The following is a 17,062-nucleotide window of genomic DNA, read 5'->3' as shown; positions in this document are numbered from 1 at the left end:
CAGCAACCCTACACCAAGCACAACAACCACCGGAGACAAAACCCATGAAAACCGTGTTCCTCACCCCCCTGGCCGCTGCGGCGGCGCTGCTGATCGGCACGGCAGCCAGCGCGCAGGAGACCTTCAAGGTCGCCTACATCGACCCGCTGTCGGGCCCCTTTGCCAACGTGGGCGAGCTGATGCTCACCCACACGCAGTACGCCATCGAGGACATCAACGCCAAGGGCGGCGTGCTCAAGGGCACCAAGCTGCAGCTGCTGCAGTTCGACAGCAAGCTCTCGGCGCAAGAGAGCCAGAGCGCGCTGCAGGCCGCCATTGACCAGGGAGCCAAGGCCATCGTGACGGGCGGCTCGGGCTCCTCCGTGGTCACGGCGCTGGTGCAGGCGGCAGCGCGCCACAACCAGCGCAACCCGGGCAAGGAGATCCTGGTGCTGAACCACTCCTCCATCGACCCCGAGCTGACGGGCAAGGCCTGCAACTTCTGGCACTTCCAGTTCGAGGCCAACACGGCCATGAAGATGAAGGCGATTGCCAACTACATCAAGAAGCAGCCGGACATCAAGAAGGTGTACCTGCTGAACCAGGACTACGCGCACGGCAAGCAGTGGGCGCACTATGGCCGCGAGATGTTGGGCCTGGCGCGGCCCGACATCCAGTTTGTGGGCGAGGCGCTGCACCCCATCGGCCGCGTGAAGGACTTTGCGCCCTACCTCGCCAAGGTCAAGAGCACGGAGGCCGACTCGGTCATCACCGGCAACTGGGGGCAGGACATGACGCTGCTGCTGAAGGCGGCGGGCGATGCGGGCTACAACCTGCGCTACTTCAACCACAGCGCGGGCTCCATCCCCGGCACGGTGCTGGCCGTGTCGCAGGCCAAGCAGGGCCAGTTGACCTGGGTGGCCGAATGGCACCCCGGCCAGGCCGACACCCCCAAGGTGGACGCGCTGGCCAAGACCTACAAGGCCAAGACGGGCAAGGACTTCCTTGCGCCGCGCATCGAGATGACGCCGCGCTTCCTCGCCGCCGCCATCAACAAGGCCCAGTCCACCGACCCGGTGAAGGTGGCCCGTGCGCTGGAAGACCTGACGCTCGACTCGGTGGTGGGCCCCGTGCGCATGCGCGGCGAAGACCACCAGCTGCTGCTACCCCAGGTGGTCAACACCATCGCGCCGGTGGACGGCAAGGCCGTGAAGGTGGGCTGGGAAGGCACCAACTATGGCTTTCGCACCGATGCGGCCTACACCGGCAATGAAATAGCCCAAGGCACCGAGTGCAAGATGACGCGGCCTTGATGCCACGGCGCCGAAGGGCGCCGAAATCCCCACAGCGGCAACCGCCACAGGCCGCCGCTACCATGGCCGGTCATTGCATTCATTGACCCGACCCACAAGGACCGCGCCCATGCCCGACTTTCGCAGCGACACCGTCACCCAGCCCACGCCCGCCATGCGCGAGGCCATGTTCAAGGCCCCGCTGGGCGACGATGTGTTTGCCGACGACCCCTCAGTGAACGCACTGCAGGACCATGCCGCCGAGCTGCTGGGTTTTGAGGCCGCGCTGTTCGCCCCCTCGGGCACGCAGACCAACCTGATCGCGCTGTGGGGCCACTGCCAGCGCGGCGACGAAGCCATCGTGGGCCAGAGCTGGCACACCTACCGCTGGGAGGCGGGTGGCATGGCCGTGCTGGGCTCCATCCAGCCCCAGCCGGTGGAGACGCAGCCCGACGGCACGCTGCGCGTGACCGACATCGCCGCCGCCATCAAGCCCGACGACCCGCACTTTGCGCGCACCCGTCTGGTGGTGCTGGAGAACACGACCGGCGGCCAGGTGCTGCCGCCCGCCTACATCGCCGAGGTGGCGCAACTGGCGCGCAGCCGGGGGCTGGCCATGCACCTGGACGGCGCACGCATGTTCAACGCCGCCACGGCCAATGCCGCGCGCAACAGCACCGATGTGTATGCGGAAGCGCGCGCACTGTGCAGCCACTTTGATTCCGCATCGTTGTGCCTGAGCAAGGGCCTGGGCGCGCCCGTGGGCTCGCTGGTGCTGGGCTCGCGCGACTTCATCCGGCAGGCGCGCCGCACCCGCAAGATCCTGGGCGGTGGCATGCGGCAGGCGGGTGTCCTGGCGGCTGCCGGCCACTACGCGCTGCAGCACCATGTGCGGCGCCTGGCGGAAGACCACGCCCGCCTGGACCGGCTGGCCCAAGGGCTGACCGAAGCCAACCGCAGCCACCCCGTGCTGCAGGGCCAGCTCACCGTGCTGCCGTGGCAGACCAACATCCTCTTCACCGACCTGCACGCAGAGGTGGCCCCAGCCTTCACCGCCTGGCTGGCGCAGCACGGCGTACGCGTGACCAGCAGCCTGTATGGCGGCGCCACCCGGCTGCGCTGGGTGACGCACCTGGATGTGAGTGAGGCGGATGTGACAGCGGCGCTGGACTGCGTGGCGCGCTTCACGCTGCCGGGCTGAGCCCGCTCAGGCGGCGGGGTAGGTCCGGCCACCAAACACGCCGGTGCCCACGCGCACCAGCGTGCTGCCTGCCTGAATGGCGGCCTCCAGGTCGGCCGTCATGCCCAGGGACAGGGTGTCAAACTGCCCCAGGCCTGGCTCTCCCACTGCCGATATCTCGTCAAATAGCCTTCTGGCGCTAGTGTGGATTGCCAATTGCGCTTCAAATTCAGGAGCATGGTCCGGAATGCTCATGAGTCCTCGCACCACCAGCCGTGGCAGTTTTGCGACAGCGCGCACCAGGTCCAGGGCTTCGGACGGGGCCACGCCCGACTTGGTGGGCCCACCGTCGATGTTGACCTGGATACATACCTGCAGCGGCGGCAGGTGATCGGGCCGCTGGGCCGACAGGCGCTCGGCGATCTTGAGCCGGTCCACCGTGTGCACCCAGTCAAAGTGCTCGGCCACCAAGCGGGTCTTGTTGCTCTGGATAGGGCCAATGCAGTGCCACTGCAGCGCCACGCCGGGCAAGGCAGCCCGCACGGCGGCAATCTTGTCCACGCCCTCCTGGATGTAGTTCTCGCCAAAGGCGCGCTGGCCTGCGGCCACCGCCTCCAGCACTGCATCGGCGCCAAAGGTCTTGGAAACGGCCAGCAGGCCCACCTGGCCCGGGTCGCGCCCGGCAGCCCGGCACGCCTGGGCGATCCGGCCCATAACCTGTTGGAGGTTGTTAGCAATCGTGGTCATAATGTTTGGCAAGCGTACCAAACGATAGAGGGACTCCGTGGACATTACCCAATTGCTCGCGTTCAGCGTGAAGAACAAGGCCTCCGACCTGCACCTCTCCGCCGGTCTGCCGCCCATGATCCGGGTCCACGGCGACGTGCGGCGTATCAACGTCGATGCGCTGGACCACAAGACGGTGCATGCCATGGTGTACGACATCATGAGCGACGCGCAGCGCAAGACGTATGAAGAATTCCTGGAGGTGGACTTTTCTTTCGAGATCGAAGGCCTGGCCCGCTTCCGCGTCAACGCCTTCAACCAGAACCGGGGCGCGGCCGCCGTGTTCCGGACGATTCCGAGCAAGATCCTGACGCTGGAGCAGCTCAACGCCCCCAAGATCTTCGGCGACCTGGCCTTGAAGCCACGGGGCCTGGTGCTGGTGACCGGCCCCACGGGCTCGGGCAAGTCCACCACGCTGGCCGCCATGGTCAACTACCTCAACGAATCCGAATACGGCCACATCCTCACGGTGGAAGACCCGATCGAATTCGTGCACGAGTCCAAGAAGTGCCTGATCAACCAGCGTGAAGTCGGCCCGATGACGCTGTCCTTCGCGGCGGCCCTGAAGTCTGCACTGCGCGAAGACCCGGACGCCATTCTGGTGGGCGAAATGCGCGACCTGGAAACCATCCGCCTGGCCATGACGGCTGCTGAAACGGGCCACTTGGTGTTCGGTACGCTGCACACCTCAAGCGCCGCCAAGACCATCGACCGGATCATCGACGTGTTCCCCGCCGAAGAAAAGGAAATGGTCCGTGCGATGTTGTCCGAATCGCTGCAGGCCGTGATCTCGCAAACGCTGTGCAAGACCAAGGACGGCTCCGGCCGCGTGGCTGCGCACGAGATCATGCTGGGCACCAGCGCCATCCGCAACCTGATCCGCGAGGCCAAGGTGGCGCAGATGTACTCCACCATCCAGACCAGCAACAGCGTGGGCATGCAGACGCTGGACCAGAACCTGACCGACCTCGTGCGCCGCAACATCATCAGTCCGGCCGAAGCACGCAGCAAGGCCAAGATCCCCGAGAACTTCCCCGGCTGAGCCCCCGACAGCACACCCCCATGAACGACTTTGCGGCCCCTGCAGGCGCCGCATACCGGAGCGCGATATGAAAGGCATTTTGAGCCTTCTGAAAATGAAAGCCCGCAGCGGCAAGCCATCGGACGACCACACGGATTCCGTGCTGTTTTCCACCGCGTTTGCGGGCCAGGGTGTGGACGACTCCATGCTGGTGCCCTGGGAGGCACGCGCCGTGGAAGTGGGCGCCAAGCGCCTGCCTACCAGCCGGGGCGGCAAACTGCTGCAAGGCCTGTGGGCCAAGGACAAGTACATGGCGCACCTGGACAAGGACGCCGTGGAGCGCATGGAGCGCTTTTTTGAATTTGCGGCCGTCCCGTCCAATCGCGACGTGATTCGCCAGGATGAGTACGGCAATTTCATGGTGGTGCTGCTCACCGGCACCATCGCCGTGGACCGCGTGCAGCCTTGGGGCGAACAATTGCGACTGGCCGAGACACGCCCGGGGGACATCCTGGGAGAGATGTCGCTGCTGGACAGCGGCATCCGCTTTTCGGCCTGCACCACGCTGACCGACTGCGAGATCGCCGTGCTCTCCGCCGAGGCCATGGACGACATGATGACCAAGGATCCGCAACTCGCCGCCAGCCTGATTGCCCTGCTGGCGCGCAAGCTGTCGCTGCGCCTGCGCGTGGTGAGCGCACGCCTGAGCGACAACCAGAAATGATGCACCTATCCACGACACAAGATCGTCCGGCAGACGACCACCCCCGGGAGAACTTCTGATGGAACGCGATCAGGCCAGTAAATTCATCAATGACCTGCTCAAGCTGATGGTGAGCCGCAACGGCAGCGACTTGTTCATCACGGCAGAGTTTCCACCCGCCATCAAGGTCGATGGCAAGGTGACCAAGGTGTCGCCGCAACCCCTCACGTCCAACCACACGCTCACGCTGGCGCGCGCCATCATGAGCGACAAGCAGGTGGCGGACTTTGAGCGCACCAAGGAGTGCAACTTCGCCATCTCGCCCGCTGGCATCGGGCGCTTCCGCGTCAACGCTTTCATCCAGCAGGGCAAGGTCGGCATGGTGCTGCGGACCATTCCGCTCACGCTGCCCACCATCGACGGCCTGGGTGTGCCGCAGGTGCTCAAGGAAGTGACGATGACCAAACGCGGCCTGTGCATCCTGGTGGGTGCCACGGGCTCGGGCAAGTCCACCACGCTGGCCGCCATGGTGGACTGGCGCAACGAGAACTCGTTCGGCCACATCATCACGGTGGAAGACCCCATCGAATTTGTGCACCCGCACAAGAACTGCGTGGTGACGCAGCGTGAAGTGGGCCTGGATACTGACAGCTGGGAAGCAGCGCTGAAGAACACGCTGCGGCAGGCGCCCGACGTGATCCTGATGGGCGAAATCCGCGATCGCGAGACCATGGAGCATGCGGTGGCGTTTGCCGAAACCGGACACTTGTGCCTGGCCACGCTGCACGCCAACAGCGCCAACCAGGCCCTGGACCGGATCATCAACTTCTTCCCCGAAGAGCGCCGTGCCCAGTTGTTGATGGACCTGTCGCTCAACCTGCGCGCCATGGTGTCGCAGCGCCTGATCCCCAAGCAGGACGGCAAAGGCCGCGCCGCAGCGGTGGAGGTGATGCTCAACACCCCGCTGATCTCCGACCTGATCTTCAAGGGCGAGGTCTCCGAGATCAAGGAGATCATGAAGAAGAGCCGCAACCTGGGCATGCAGACCTTCGACCAAGCGCTGTTCGATGCCTACGAGGCCAATGTCATCAGCTACGAAGACGCACTGCGCAATGCCGACTCGCTCAACGACTTGCGCCTGCAGATCAAGCTCAACAGCCAGCGCGCCAAGTCACCCGACCTGGCACAGGGCACCGAGCATTTCGCGATCGTTTGACCCCAGAGCCAGGTCCACACACCTTCGCGCAGCTTCACCCGCCCTCCTGGGCGGGTTTTCGTTTTCACACATACTTTTGCAACATCTTGCCGCCACACCATGCCAAGCACTAACCCCCGCAATTACGACACCACCCCCTCCCGCAAAGTCGCCTTTCTGGGCTTGGGCGTGATGGGCTATCCCATGGCAGGCCACCTGGCGCTGGCTGGTCATGAAGTCACTGTGTACAACCGGACCGCTACCAAATCCGTAGCGTGGTGCGCAGAGTATGCGAGCACCAAGGCCCCCCAGCATGCAGCCACGCCCCGCGAGGCGGCGGCAGGCGCCGACATCGTGTTCTGCTGTGTGGGCAATGACGATGACCTGCGCTCGGTCACCCTGGGTGCGGACGGTGCCTTCGCAGGCATGAAGCCCGGCGCGATTTTTGTGGACCACACCACGGCCTCGGCCGAGGTGGCCCGCGAGCTGCATGCGGCCGCCCTGGCGCTCGGCCTGCAGTTTGTGGATGCGCCCGTGTCCGGCGGCCAAGCCGGCGCTCAGAACGGCCTGCTGACCGTGATGTGCGGTGGCGATGCCGCAGCCTTCGAGGCTGCTCAGCCCGTGGCCATGGCGTTCTCGCGCGCCTTCACGCTGCTGGGCGCCAGCGGCTCGGGCCAGCTGGCCAAGATGGTCAACCAGATCTGCATCGCCGGGCTGGTGCAGGCCCTGTCGGAAGCCGTGGCGTTTGGCCAGAACGCCGGTCTGGACATGAAGCAGGTGCTGGAAGTGATCGGCAAGGGCGCGGCCCAGAGCTGGCAGATGGACAACCGTGGCAAGACCATGGTGGACGGTAAGTTCGACTTCGGCTTTGCGGTGGACTGGATGCGCAAGGACCTGGGACTGGTGCTGGACGAAGCCAAGCGCAACGGATCACGCGTGCCCGTGACGGCACTGGTGGACCAGTTCTATGCCGATGTGCAGAAGATGGGCGGCAACCGCTGGGATACATCCAGCCTGATTCAGCGCTTGAAGTAACCCCCCTCAGCCGCCTGAGGTGTCTGCCCCGACAAAGGGCAGGACTGGCGGTCGGGCAAAGCAGGCGTCGTCGCAGCCTCACCCCCGGGTGCAACGCCGGCGACGTGTGGCAGCGCGGCGGAGCCCCAGCGCTGCGCTGCAAGAAAAAAGTCCCAGACCACGCGCTGCGGTCTGGGACTGGGACCCTACGGTCTGATGCCCGCCCTTAGCCGCCAGCCGGCTTGGTGTCCGTGGTGACCGGCGCAGGCTGCGGCGCGATGCGGCGCAGCTCTTCCTCCGAAACGATCTCGAACACGCGCACCACCTTGCGCACATCGGTCACACCTCGGGCGATGTCCGTGGCGCGGTTGGCCTCACGCTGTGACACACGGCCCATCAGGTAAACGGTGTTGCGCTCCGTCACCACCTTGAAGGAGTTGGCCGAGATGTCCTGCGCATCCACCAGGCTCGCACGCACCTTGCCGGTGATGAAGGTGTCCGTGGACCGCTGGCTCAGCGTAGAAGGGGGCATCACGGCCAGATCGTTAACGACCGAGCGCACGTTTTCCACCTGCGACACCATCTGCTCCACCGCCTGGCGGTCCTGGGCCGTGGCGACTTCACCGGTCAGCAGGGCCTGGCGGTTGTAGCTGGTCACGTTGACATGGGCCCGGTCGCCCAGGGCTTCGCGGATGCGGTTGGCCGCGCGCAGCTCAATGCCTTCGTCTTCGATCTGGGTGCCGGCCGTGCGGCGGTCCACCGCCATCACGCCGCCGACCACAGCGCCGCCCACGATCAGGGGCGCGCAGGCCGATAGTGCGGCGGCCAGCGTGGCAGCAGCCAGGGCAGTGCCCACCACGCGGCGGGTGCGGTTCAGGGTTGTCGGGTTCATAGTGGGATCTCCTGTTCACCAAGTAACTGTGCGTCCACGCCGTCGCTGATGCAATGCAATACCAGCGTGTGGACTTCGCGCACGCGTGCCGCACGGTCGTGGGGCACGCTGATCAAGACGTCGGTCTCCCGCAGCATGGCGGCCAGTTTGCCGCCGGTGCGGCCCGCCAACACCACCACTGTCATGTCGCGCTCGTGCGCGGCCTCGGCGGCAGCCAGCAGGTTGGGGTCGTTGCCGTGCACCGTCAGGGCCAGCAGCACATCGCCCGCCTGGCCCAGGGCGCGCACCTGACGCGCAAACTGCTGGGTGGCATCGTTGCTGCCCGCAGCCGCCGTGAGCAGTGTGTTGTCGGATGTGAGCGCCAGCGCGGCCAGCTCGGGGCGTTCGCGTTCGAAGCCCGCCACGCAAAAGGCGGCAAACTGCTGCGCTTCGGCGGCGGACGGGCCGTTGCCACAGGCCAGCACCTTGCCGCCGCTGGTCACGCAGGCCAGCACCGCCTGTACGGCAGCGGCAATGGGGTGGCTCAGGGTCTGCGCGGCCTGGTACTTCAGGTCGGCGCTGTCGATGAAATGCTGTTGGATGCGTTGCTCAAGCATGAGGGCCCGATGATACCCGCCGCGTGTTACAGCTTTTGTAGCAAAGGGTAGCCACCTGCATTGCGCTGGCGACCGGTACGGCGCCCGCCGCTACTGCGCATCGAACGCCGCCTTGAGCCACTGCACCCCCTCCTCCACCAGCACCACGTCAAAACGGCAGGGCGGTGGCGACGGCAAGCGCATCAGGTAGTGCCGCGCGGCAAAGATGATGCGCTGCTGCTTGGTCGCGCTGATGCTGGCACCGGCGCCGCCAAAGCCGCCATGCGCGCGGCTGCGCACCTCCACAAACACCAGGGTGCCATCCCGGTCACGCATCACCAGATCAATCTCGCCCCCGCCGCGTCCGGGCGTCCGATAATTGCGCACCGCCAGTTGCAGTCCCGCTGCCTGCAGATGGGCCAATGCCTGGTCCTCGGCAGCGTTGCCCCGCTCACGCGTGGTGGCTTTTTTGGCAGCCCCCGGGGTGGCAACGGCCGGTGGTCTTTTTCCAAGGAAATTCATTGAGCTCATCTTTCGCTTCAGCCCAGAGCGCGGCGCACGACGCCGCCGCTGCGCAGCATTATCCGCAGGGCGCGCTGTACGTGGTGGCCACGCCCATCGGCAACCTGGCCGACATCACCTTGCGCGCACTGCATGTGCTGCAACTGGCCGACACGGTGGCCTGCGAAGACACGCGCCATACGCAGTCGATGCTGCGCGCCTACGGCATCGACAAGGGCGCCAGCCAGCTGCTGGCTGTGCACCAGCACAACGAGGCCGAAGCCGCGCAGAACGTGGTGCACCGGCTGCAGCAGGGCCAGCGCGTGGCCTATGTGAGCGACGCAGGCACCCCCGGCGTGAGCGACCCCGGCGCACGTCTGGTGGCTGCCGTGCAGGCGGCGGGCCTGCGTGCCGTGCCCCTGCCGGGCGCCAGCAGCATCACCACCGCATTGAGCGTGGCCGGTGCCGTGGCCCACAGCACCGATCACGGCGGCTTTGTGTTTGCAGGATTCCTGCCCGTCAAGAACGCGGAGCGTGCCAACGTGATTGCGCAGCAGCTGGCCCAGGAGCCCCGGTGCGTGGTGCTGCTCGAAGCGCCCCACCGCATCGGCGAGCTGGCCCAGGCCCTGGCCGTATTGGGCGAGCGCCCCGTCACCCTGGCGCGCGAGCTGACCAAACAGTTTGAAGAAGTCACCACCCAGCCCGCGCAGGCGCTGACGGCGTGGCTGGATGGGTCGCCCCAGCGCTCGCGCGGCGAATTCGTGGTGCTGCTGCACCCGATCCCTGTGGTCAGCGACGCGGGCGACAGCCACCGCGTGCTGCGCCTGTTGCTGGCCGAGCTGCCCCTGAAGACCGCCGTGCGCCTGGCCGCCGAGATCACGGGCGCGTCGCGCAACGTGCTGTACGACACCGCGCTGGAGTGGAAGCGCGGGGATGGCGTACACGACTGACTCCAGATGCTCCCGGGCAGTTTTTGCAGTGGTTTTAGGCAGTAGCGCTAGTGCAATATGCCGTATCAGCTATTTAATTAATAGCAAACTGGATGTCGTGACTACCGCGAAACCGCCAGGCCCGCAGCCACCCCGCCGAACAGATCACCCTCCACTTGCGGAGTTGCCGGGAAGGCCGTGCGCAGTGCCTGGCGCAGGGGCCGCAATGCCGACGAGCCCCCGGTCAGGTAGATCGCATCCACCCCCCCATCGCCCAGTCCCGCCATCTGCAGGCAGTCGCGGGCGCAGGCCACCACCTGTTCCAGCGGCTGCGCCAGGGACTGCGCCAATCCGGGCGGCGTGATGGCGGCGCCAAGCCCTGCCTCGACCCAGTCCAGCGGCATGGGCGCCTCGGCATCGGCCAGAGAAGCCGCGATCTTGGCCTGCTCCACCGTGTTGGCCAGGCGGTGGCCCAGCCGCTCGTTCAACACCCGCATCAGCCGGGCATGCAGCGCGGCATCGGCATAGTCGGTGCGCAGGTTCTGCGCGTCGCGCAGTGCGCGCGGCGAATACAGCCACTGGATCAGGTGCCAGGTCGAGAGGTCGAAAAACACGCGGCTGGGCACCTCGCGCCCCGACGGACCGATGTGGCGAAAGCCCAGCAGCGGCATGAGCAGGTCCAGGCTGAGGCGCCGGTCAAAGTCCGTGCCACCGATGTGCACGCCAGTGGTGGCCAGCACATCGCTGCTGCGGTCCGCGCGGGCCATGCGCTCGGGGCCCAGGCGTACCACCGTGAAGTCCGACGTACCGCCGCCAATGTCCACCACCAGCACCAGCGACTCCCGGTCGATGCGCTGCTCGTAGTCCAGCGCGGCCGCAATGGGCTCGAACTGGAAGCTCACGTTTTCGAACCCTGCAGACAGCGCGGCCTGGCGCAGCGCGTCCTCGGCCTGCTGATCGCGCTCGGCATCGCCGTCCACAAAATGCACCGGCCGCCCCATCACCACCCGCCCGGGCATGCCACCGAGTTCGTCGCGGGCCTTCTGCGCCAGCATCCGCAAGAAGAGGCCGATGATGTCCTGGTAGCTGACCAGCTGGTTGTGCACTGCGGTTTTGTCCTGCAGCAGCGCACTGCCCAGCAGGCTCTTGAGCGAGCGCATCAGCCGCCCTTCCGTGCCCGCGAGGTACTGCGCCACCGCATCGCGCCCAAAGTGCGTGCGCTGGTCTTCGGCGTTGAAGAACAGCGCCGTGGGCAGCGTGTGTGCATCCCCCTCCAGCGCCACCATCCGCGACAGGCCCGCGCCCTGCCGCACCGCCATCGCGGAGTTGGAAGTGCCGAAGTCGATACCAAGGGTGGTGTCCTGCAGAAGGGGCATGGGGAACGTGGTGAGAAACAACAAGGAAGGCAATGCGCGGTACGGGCAGCAACCAGCACCAAGGCAACGCAGGATTTCGACATGCGCACCTGCCCAGCTGGGTGTGGCCCTGCTTCGGCGGTACGAAATTGAAAAAGCCCTTGATTCTTGCAAATCAAGGGCTTTTGTTTGGTGGCTGGGGCGGAATCGAACCACCGACACAAGGATTTTCAATCTTTCAAAAAATCCTTGTGCAGTAACGGCCAACAAGAAAAAGCCCTCTACAAAAGGGAGCGGGATTGTGCCACGTCGAGCCGCATGAAACCGTCGCTGCCCTCCGATTTGTAGAAGCACCGCAAGCCTATCCGTGCGATAGACTGCACCGATGGCAGGATCTACCAACGACACTCCCGAGCTTCAGGCAGAGAAACAGACTATTGGCTCCGAGATCATCAAGGCTCGTGAGCTGCTTGGCCTCACCCAGGCAGAGCTAGCAACTCGCAGTCAGGTATCTCTTTCCGCCATCAAGGGATATGAAACGGGAAGAAATTTTCCCGGAGCTCGTGAGATCAAGCAGCTATGCCAAGTCCTCCGAATCAGTCCCAACCGACTCATTTTTGGAGATGAGAACCCATTTCCTGAACGGACGTGGCACCACAAGATGGAGTCAACTTCCGCTGAGCCAGTTGACTACAAGACTAGATTGGAATTTTTGCTCCCGCTTCTCTCGTCAAGCGAGTGCGCAGCGTTCTACCAACTCGCCAATGCCCTCGCCACTGCAAGACACGGAGTTAAGGCGACGGTAGACCGCCGCAGGTCTGCAGAGGCCGAAAGTGGCATCAATCTCTTTGTGGCGACAGGCAAATTTGAAGCCACCCTTCATGGGAAGCTGCTGGTCGATACAGAAGTGGCTCGAAAGTACGCCGCCTCTATCCTCACGGCAGCGGACGAAACCGACAAGGTGAATCGGGGCGATCCGACCTAGCGCCATTTCTTAGAAAGTTTTACAACCCGCCCTCCCCAACGCTCACTTCCCCAGGTCTGCAAAAAAATAAATTTGACGTTTTCAAAACCATGCCATAAAGTCTCAATTACACCCATGTGGGTGTTTTTGACACGAGGCATACATGAACACATCAAAGAAGGGCGTTTCGCCCGAACAGCTGCAGCAAGCAGCAAAAGACCTCAACCTGACGGTTGCGGCAATTGCAGAGGGTACCGGCCTGTCAAAGGCCTACATCAGCGAGTTTCGCAACGGGAAGCGAAACTTCAAACCCTCAGAGCAAGCCCTACTCCGTAGCTACCTAGAAGCTGAATATGCAGAACAGGGCGAGGACTTCCCCGAAGAGCAAGAGGCCAGCGATCAAGAGCTGTTGAATGGTCTGGGAGGCATGGTCAAGCGCATCACGCGCCCTGCCATCCTGCTGTCTGAGGATGTGCCCGCCGCCCAGGTGGAAAAGCTCACCGATCTGATCGAGGCCAACCGCCTCAAGGTGGGCGACATCCTGAACACCGAGTTCGCCAAGGGCGGCTTTTTCGGTGGCGAATTCTCGGAAACCACCGAGAACGCGATCCGCGAAATCTTCGCGCTGCTGGCCTTGAACTACGTGGCCATCCTGATGCTACAGGGCCGGAACATCGCCCGCAAGCTGCCCGAAGGTGCCCAGCCCAAGACCATGGGCGACTGGCTGTCGGGCTACCTGGCGGCATCGCCATTGGCTGATCTGCTGCCCGAGGCTGACCCTGCCGATGCCGAAGCGGAGGCAGCATGAACACCTTCACCACGCCTATCTCGATGGTGGCCGGCTCAGGCAAGGGCGCAGCCCTGGCCGCCGGTGTGATCGGACTGCTTTTGATGCTCGCGCTTGCGTCCAAGAGCGATCCGACAGCACGCAATCAGACCACCGGACGGTGATTTTGATGCGTTCAGAACCGTCAAAACCCAGTTCTGATGCGGGTTTCGGGCCTGTTGCGTCTGCGGTGGCCGCGCAGACAGCAGCGGGCACCGACTTGCCTACGCGCAGTGGCGGCAGCCAACACGCACGCAGCAGCCAGGCTGCCCCCTTCAATGCCGAACAGGGTGCCTTCGCATTCCTCCGAGCTGCCCAGACGTGGCGCCACAAGGCGCCGACCGGGGCACCCGCTTGCACGCCAGTGCATGCGGGGGGGGAGGGAACCAGGTCCGCCAGGGCGGTGGATCAAGCAGACGGCGGCGGGTGGATCGCCAGGGCCACGCTACCCGATGGCCGGTGCAAGCGCTTTCGCCAGCTGCAGTGCTTCGACGGCTATGTGGCCGTTTGGCGCGCTGCCGGTTTTCTCCTGACCTGGCAGGACCCCCGCACGGTTTTCATCACGCGCGGTGGGCTGGACGCAGGGCCACAGCGCCCCGCTGCAGACCCGGCCCAGGTCACCCCATCAACACATCACACAGAGGCTCTGAATCATGGTCAAGCTCGATTTGGGTATTGCCAAGCTCGATTGGTACGTGCTTTCCAACCCCTCGGCCAACACCGGCCCTTTCTCGTTCTCCATCGACCACGAGGGCGTCTTCCTGTTCCTCAAGCCCGTGCAGCTCGCGCTGCTGTGGCCCTGGGTGAAGGTATGAGCCAGAAGCCCGCACAGCCCGCCTTCGCCTGGTGGACCACGCCCACCACCCGCGCATTGCATCGTGCGCCCACACAGCCCGCCATGGGCCTGCATCGCCGTCCCTTTTCTGGCGCAAAGACCTCACCTCAACGACCACAGGAGGCCACCCGTGCAACGGCACAAATTCTCGCCTTCACGGGCAGTAACACCCCGTATGAGTCTCATGAGTGAGACAGCAGCCAGCGAAGCGCAGCAGCTCATGGGACTCGATACGGTACGGATCAAAAGCCCTTACATGGCCCGCAACATCGTGGACAAGGTCAAAGCCCAGGGGCAGAGCTACTGCCAGGTGCTCAACGAAACCGGCGAGCTGCTGTGGGAAGTCACCCGCACCAACCTCAAGGGCTCCTACGACTCACGGATCATGGTCAAACCCATGTACGAGGACTGCCAGAAGTCCAAGAGCGGCAAGCCCGAATGGCACCCTAGCCCGCCCTATCTGATCGTGGAATGCTCAGTCCCCAAGGCCATGCACGGCCAGAACGTCTATGGGGTGGTCGAGGACATGCAAACAGCCTGCGAGAACGTGCGCGCGCTGCTGCAGCAGCTCATGGGCATTGAACTGCCTCACACCGGCAATTGGACGGTACAGCGGGTGGACTGGGCCGAGTCCTTCCAGTTGCCTTACCAGGCCGTGCAGGAGTTCTTCGAGGGCATCTACCACGTGGCCTTCCCGCGGCGGAAGATGCAGAAGTACGGCAACGAGTCGATCTTCGTGCCGGGCACCACCACAACGATCAAGCTGTACCACAAGGGGCCCGAGTTCCAGAAGAACGACCGCAAGCGCCTGGCCTGGGTGCTGCGCAACTACTTTCAGGAAAACAAGCCCCGCGACGCTGCGCCAGATTGGGCCCAACGGCAGGCATATCGCAAGGTTGCGGCCATCCAGCGCCTGGCAAACAACCGCCTGCGCGCCGAGGTGGAAGTGCACGCGGAGAAGCTGGACTACGACTTCGGCCACAAGCCCAAGGTGCGCGAGGTCACCACCGACTACCTGCAGGCCGTCTTCGACAAGGAAATTGCCCGCCTGCTGCGTGAGGGTCGTGATGGTGTGAAAGTGGTCCGCTCCAGCCTGGCGGTGCGTGATCGACTGGAGGCCCGTTTCTCGCCCGAGCTGGCAGGGCTGCTGCATGGCTTCTGGCTGGGCCTTGCCACCCACGGCGAAGACGACATGAAGACACGCAGCACCCGCGCCACGTTCTACCGCCGCCGCAAACAGCTTGTCGATGCAGGTGTGTCCTGGCTCGCCACCGACATGCAACTCATTGAGCGTCAGGGGCAAATGTTGCCCGCTGATTTCTCCCCCGTTCGTGCAAACGCCAGGCGCTGTACCAGCCTGGTGCGCGAAAGACCCGCTTTCGACTACCGAAGCGGACTACTCCAACTGGCCGCGTAAGGCCTTCTCCCTAAGGAAATCATCATGAGCGAAACCGTTCTCGTATTGCGTGCCGACCGGTACGAATTCACCAGTGAAAAAACCGGCGAAATCATCAAGGGCGCCAACGTCTACTTCATCAGCGACACACAGGTCGAGACACCCAACGCAGTAGGCGACAAGCCGATGAAGGTTGCCATCAGCGACGAGGTGTTCAACGACATCAAGCACTACGGCGCCCCTGCCATCTACGACATCACGACCAAGACCAGGCCGGGAAAAGACGGCACAGCCACTGTGACGCTGGTGAAAGCCAAGTTCCAGCAGCCATTCAAGCTGCCCGAGTCGGAATAAAAAAAGCGCTCACGTGCAGCAACACATGAGCGCCCACCGAACCACAAAACCCTATCCGTGATCGGCCTTGGCAGCTTACTCCATGTAGGCCACCAGAGGCCATGAATTGAGGCCTCTATGCTTTTTCACGCCCCCAGAAATATCTACGGTATCGATTGCTTCCGCATGTTCATGGACGAGGTTGGCGGGGGTGTCGAGGGGGTGAGCAAATACCTTGGCATCCATGAAAACACTGTTCGCAGCTGGTTGCGCGAGGCCACACCCGTGCCCCGGGCTGCAGTGCTTGCTTTGTTCTGGGAGTCGAAGTGGGGCCGCTCCCAAATCTTCACCGACCAGGTGAACGAAATCCGCCTGCTGTATCGGCAAGTCTGCATCCTGCAGGACCAGTACCAGAAGGCCAAAGACATCATCACGGGGCTGCGTGCCATGCATGCGGGCTCAGCCAATGAACCACTTTTTGAAGAGCTTCCCGACCTCAGCTATCAGCAGCCCCCAACGTTCGGTGCAGATGCCACACTGCCGCTGCCTCTCGAAGCGTCTGCGCCTATCGAGGATGCGCCCCCCGCCACTGTTTCCTCACGCGCCGCACAAGCCATGCAGGCATTGGAACGCACGCGCGCCGCTGCCCGCCGTTGAGGAGCTATCGTGGACTCGCCGCTCTTTCTAACCGCCGATGAACTCAGCACGCTCACGGGGTTCAAGTCCCCAAGAAAGCAAGTCGAGTGGCTGCGCACCAAGGGTTGGCGCTTCGAGATCAACGGCAATCGCCAGGCCATCGTGGCCCGCAAATACGCAGAAAAAGTGCTGGGTTGCGGTGTCCCCGAAGCCCAGACCTATCAGCCGAATTTCAGCGCAATGCAGGGGGCGTGATGGGTCGGCGTAGGCAATCCAACTTCGATGATCCCCCGCGCTTCCACCGCAAGGGCAACGTCTGGTATCACGTGAGCGGCACCCTGCCCCGCGTGTGGACGAAGCTCTCCAACGACCGGGCCGAAGCCCTGCGCCTCTGGGCCCAGCGTGAAGGGGTGCGCGAGGATGAATCCACGCGGCTTTTCTCGGTGGTGGCCAGGCGGTACGTGCGCGAGGTGTTCCCCACCAAGAGCGCGCAGACCCGACGCGACAACGACAAGGAACTCGCCAACCTGCTGCGCGTGTTCGGGCACATGCCCATCGAGGCCATCGCCCCCATGCACATCCGCCAGTACATGGACCTGCGCGGCCAGGTGGCGAAGGTGCGCGCCAACCGCGAGAAGGCCCTGTTCTCG

General features: G+C 64.1%; 20 protein-coding genes and 1 pseudogene. 16 read left to right on the top strand and 5 right to left on the bottom strand.

Features of this window, described 5'->3' with window-relative positions; genetic code table 11:
- Positions 1-44 precede the first annotated feature (44 nt).
- Together N4G42_RS02430 and ltaE are read left to right on the top strand one after the other, a co-directional pair.
- Positions 45-1,292 carry a branched-chain amino acid ABC transporter substrate-binding protein gene (locus N4G42_RS02430; protein ID WP_260666022.1) on the top strand — a complete coding sequence of 416 codons (1,248 nt, stop codon included), beginning with the start codon at positions 45-47 and terminating at the stop codon, positions 1,290-1,292.
- A 109-nt stretch (positions 1,293-1,401) separates the two neighbouring features.
- Entirely contained in the window at positions 1,402-2,472 is a 1,071-nt protein-coding gene (gene ltaE / locus N4G42_RS02425) for a low-specificity L-threonine aldolase (protein ID WP_260666021.1), read from the top strand.
- A 6-nt stretch (positions 2,473-2,478) separates the two neighbouring features.
- Here the strand turns inward: ltaE and N4G42_RS02420 are convergent, their stop codons facing one another.
- The gene (locus N4G42_RS02420; RefSeq protein ID WP_056745817.1) at positions 2,479-3,198 is read right to left on the bottom strand and encodes a YggS family pyridoxal phosphate-dependent enzyme; all 720 of its coding nucleotides are present in this window, start codon (positions 3,196-3,198) and stop codon (positions 2,479-2,481) included.
- Between the two features lie 37 nt (positions 3,199-3,235).
- On the opposite strand from N4G42_RS02420, the gene N4G42_RS02415 reads away from it, so the two are divergent.
- From N4G42_RS02415 to N4G42_RS02400, 4 genes are all read left to right on the top strand, one after another.
- Positions 3,236-4,279 carry a type IV pilus twitching motility protein PilT gene (locus tag N4G42_RS02415; RefSeq protein ID WP_015012257.1) on the top strand — a complete coding sequence of 348 codons (1,044 nt, stop codon included), beginning with the start codon at positions 3,236-3,238 and terminating at the stop codon, positions 4,277-4,279.
- Positions 4,280-4,346: 67 nt separating this feature from the next.
- The gene (locus N4G42_RS02410; RefSeq protein ID WP_015012256.1) at positions 4,347-4,982 is read left to right on the top strand and encodes a Crp/Fnr family transcriptional regulator; all 636 of its coding nucleotides are present in this window, start codon (positions 4,347-4,349) and stop codon (positions 4,980-4,982) included.
- 58 nt (positions 4,983-5,040) lie between these two features.
- Positions 5,041-6,177, top strand: coding sequence for a PilT/PilU family type 4a pilus ATPase (locus tag N4G42_RS02405; RefSeq protein WP_056059906.1), 1,137 nt, complete (start codon positions 5,041-5,043; stop codon positions 6,175-6,177).
- 99 nt (positions 6,178-6,276) lie between these two features.
- Positions 6,277-7,191, top strand: coding sequence for an NAD(P)-dependent oxidoreductase (locus N4G42_RS02400; RefSeq protein ID WP_260666019.1), 915 nt, complete (start codon positions 6,277-6,279; stop codon positions 7,189-7,191).
- A 205-nt stretch (positions 7,192-7,396) separates the two neighbouring features.
- On the opposite strand, the gene N4G42_RS02395 is transcribed toward N4G42_RS02400, so the two are convergent.
- The 3 genes from N4G42_RS02395 to N4G42_RS02385 all read right to left on the bottom strand — a co-directional run bounded on the left by N4G42_RS02395 (position 7,397) and on the right by N4G42_RS02385 (position 9,159).
- Entirely contained in the window at positions 7,397-8,062 is a 666-nt protein-coding gene (locus N4G42_RS02395; protein ID WP_260666018.1) for a BON domain-containing protein, read from the bottom strand.
- Positions 8,059-8,658, bottom strand: a complete 600-nt coding sequence (locus tag N4G42_RS02390) for an SIS domain-containing protein (RefSeq protein WP_056059914.1) — start codon at positions 8,656-8,658, stop codon at positions 8,059-8,061. The genes N4G42_RS02395 and N4G42_RS02390 overlap by 4 nt, the downstream gene beginning before the upstream one ends.
- A 90-nt stretch (positions 8,659-8,748) precedes the next feature.
- Positions 8,749-9,159: a YraN family protein gene (locus N4G42_RS02385; protein ID WP_192421029.1), complete on the bottom strand. Its 411-nt coding sequence runs from the start codon at positions 9,157-9,159 to the stop codon at positions 8,749-8,751.
- Between N4G42_RS02385 and rsmI the strand changes: the two genes are divergently transcribed.
- Complete coding sequence (gene rsmI / locus N4G42_RS02380) at positions 9,159-10,088, top strand: 16S rRNA (cytidine(1402)-2'-O)-methyltransferase (protein WP_260666017.1); 930 nt, start codon at positions 9,159-9,161, stop codon at positions 10,086-10,088. The genes N4G42_RS02385 and rsmI overlap by 1 nt on opposite strands.
- Positions 10,089-10,189: 101 nt before the next feature.
- Here the strand turns inward: rsmI and N4G42_RS02375 are convergent, their stop codons facing one another.
- Positions 10,190-11,443, bottom strand: coding sequence for an Hsp70 family protein (locus tag N4G42_RS02375; protein WP_108498074.1), 1,254 nt, complete (start codon positions 11,441-11,443; stop codon positions 10,190-10,192).
- 364 nt (positions 11,444-11,807) lie between these two features.
- Between N4G42_RS02375 and N4G42_RS02370 the strand changes: the two genes are divergently transcribed.
- The 9 genes and pseudogenes from N4G42_RS02370 to N4G42_RS02330 all read left to right on the top strand — a co-directional run.
- Positions 11,808-12,407: a helix-turn-helix domain-containing protein gene (locus N4G42_RS02370; protein ID WP_260666016.1), complete on the top strand. Its 600-nt coding sequence runs from the start codon at positions 11,808-11,810 to the stop codon at positions 12,405-12,407.
- A gap of 142 nt (positions 12,408-12,549) precedes the next feature.
- Positions 12,550-13,194 carry a helix-turn-helix domain-containing protein gene (locus N4G42_RS02365; RefSeq protein ID WP_260666015.1) on the top strand — a complete coding sequence of 215 codons (645 nt, stop codon included), beginning with the start codon at positions 12,550-12,552 and terminating at the stop codon, positions 13,192-13,194.
- Entirely contained in the window at positions 13,191-13,337 is a 147-nt protein-coding gene (locus N4G42_RS02360) for a hypothetical protein (protein WP_158274175.1), read from the top strand. The genes N4G42_RS02365 and N4G42_RS02360 overlap by 4 nt, the downstream gene beginning before the upstream one ends.
- Before the next feature lie 528 nt (positions 13,338-13,865).
- Positions 13,866-14,027: a hypothetical protein gene (locus N4G42_RS02355; RefSeq protein ID WP_158236081.1), complete on the top strand. Its 162-nt coding sequence runs from the start codon at positions 13,866-13,868 to the stop codon at positions 14,025-14,027.
- A gap of 204 nt (positions 14,028-14,231) precedes the next feature.
- Positions 14,232-15,464, top strand: coding sequence for a phage/plasmid replication protein, II/X family (locus tag N4G42_RS02350; RefSeq protein WP_260666014.1), 1,233 nt, complete (start codon positions 14,232-14,234; stop codon positions 15,462-15,464).
- Positions 15,465-15,488: 24 nt separating this feature from the next.
- The gene (locus N4G42_RS02345; protein ID WP_056165032.1) at positions 15,489-15,797 is read left to right on the top strand and encodes a hypothetical protein; all 309 of its coding nucleotides are present in this window, start codon (positions 15,489-15,491) and stop codon (positions 15,795-15,797) included.
- 117 nt (positions 15,798-15,914) lie between these two features.
- On the top strand, positions 15,915-16,433 hold the full coding sequence (locus N4G42_RS02340) for a hypothetical protein (RefSeq protein ID WP_260666013.1): 519 nt from the start codon (positions 15,915-15,917) through the stop codon (positions 16,431-16,433).
- Positions 16,434-16,442: 9 nt separating this feature from the next.
- Positions 16,443-16,667 carry a DUF4224 domain-containing protein gene (locus N4G42_RS02335; protein WP_260666012.1) on the top strand — a complete coding sequence of 75 codons (225 nt, stop codon included), beginning with the start codon at positions 16,443-16,445 and terminating at the stop codon, positions 16,665-16,667.
- Between the two features lie 71 nt (positions 16,668-16,738).
- A pseudogene (locus N4G42_RS02330) lies at positions 16,739-17,062 on the top strand (integrase); the annotation flags it as partial.

It is taken from the genome of Acidovorax sp. K2F (assembly GCF_025246485.1).
Classification (GTDB): Bacteria; Pseudomonadota; Gammaproteobacteria; order Burkholderiales; family Burkholderiaceae_C; genus Acidovorax; species Acidovorax delafieldii.
The sequence above is the reverse complement of the archived record's forward strand: the minus strand, read 5'-3'. Positions and strand labels throughout refer to the sequence as shown.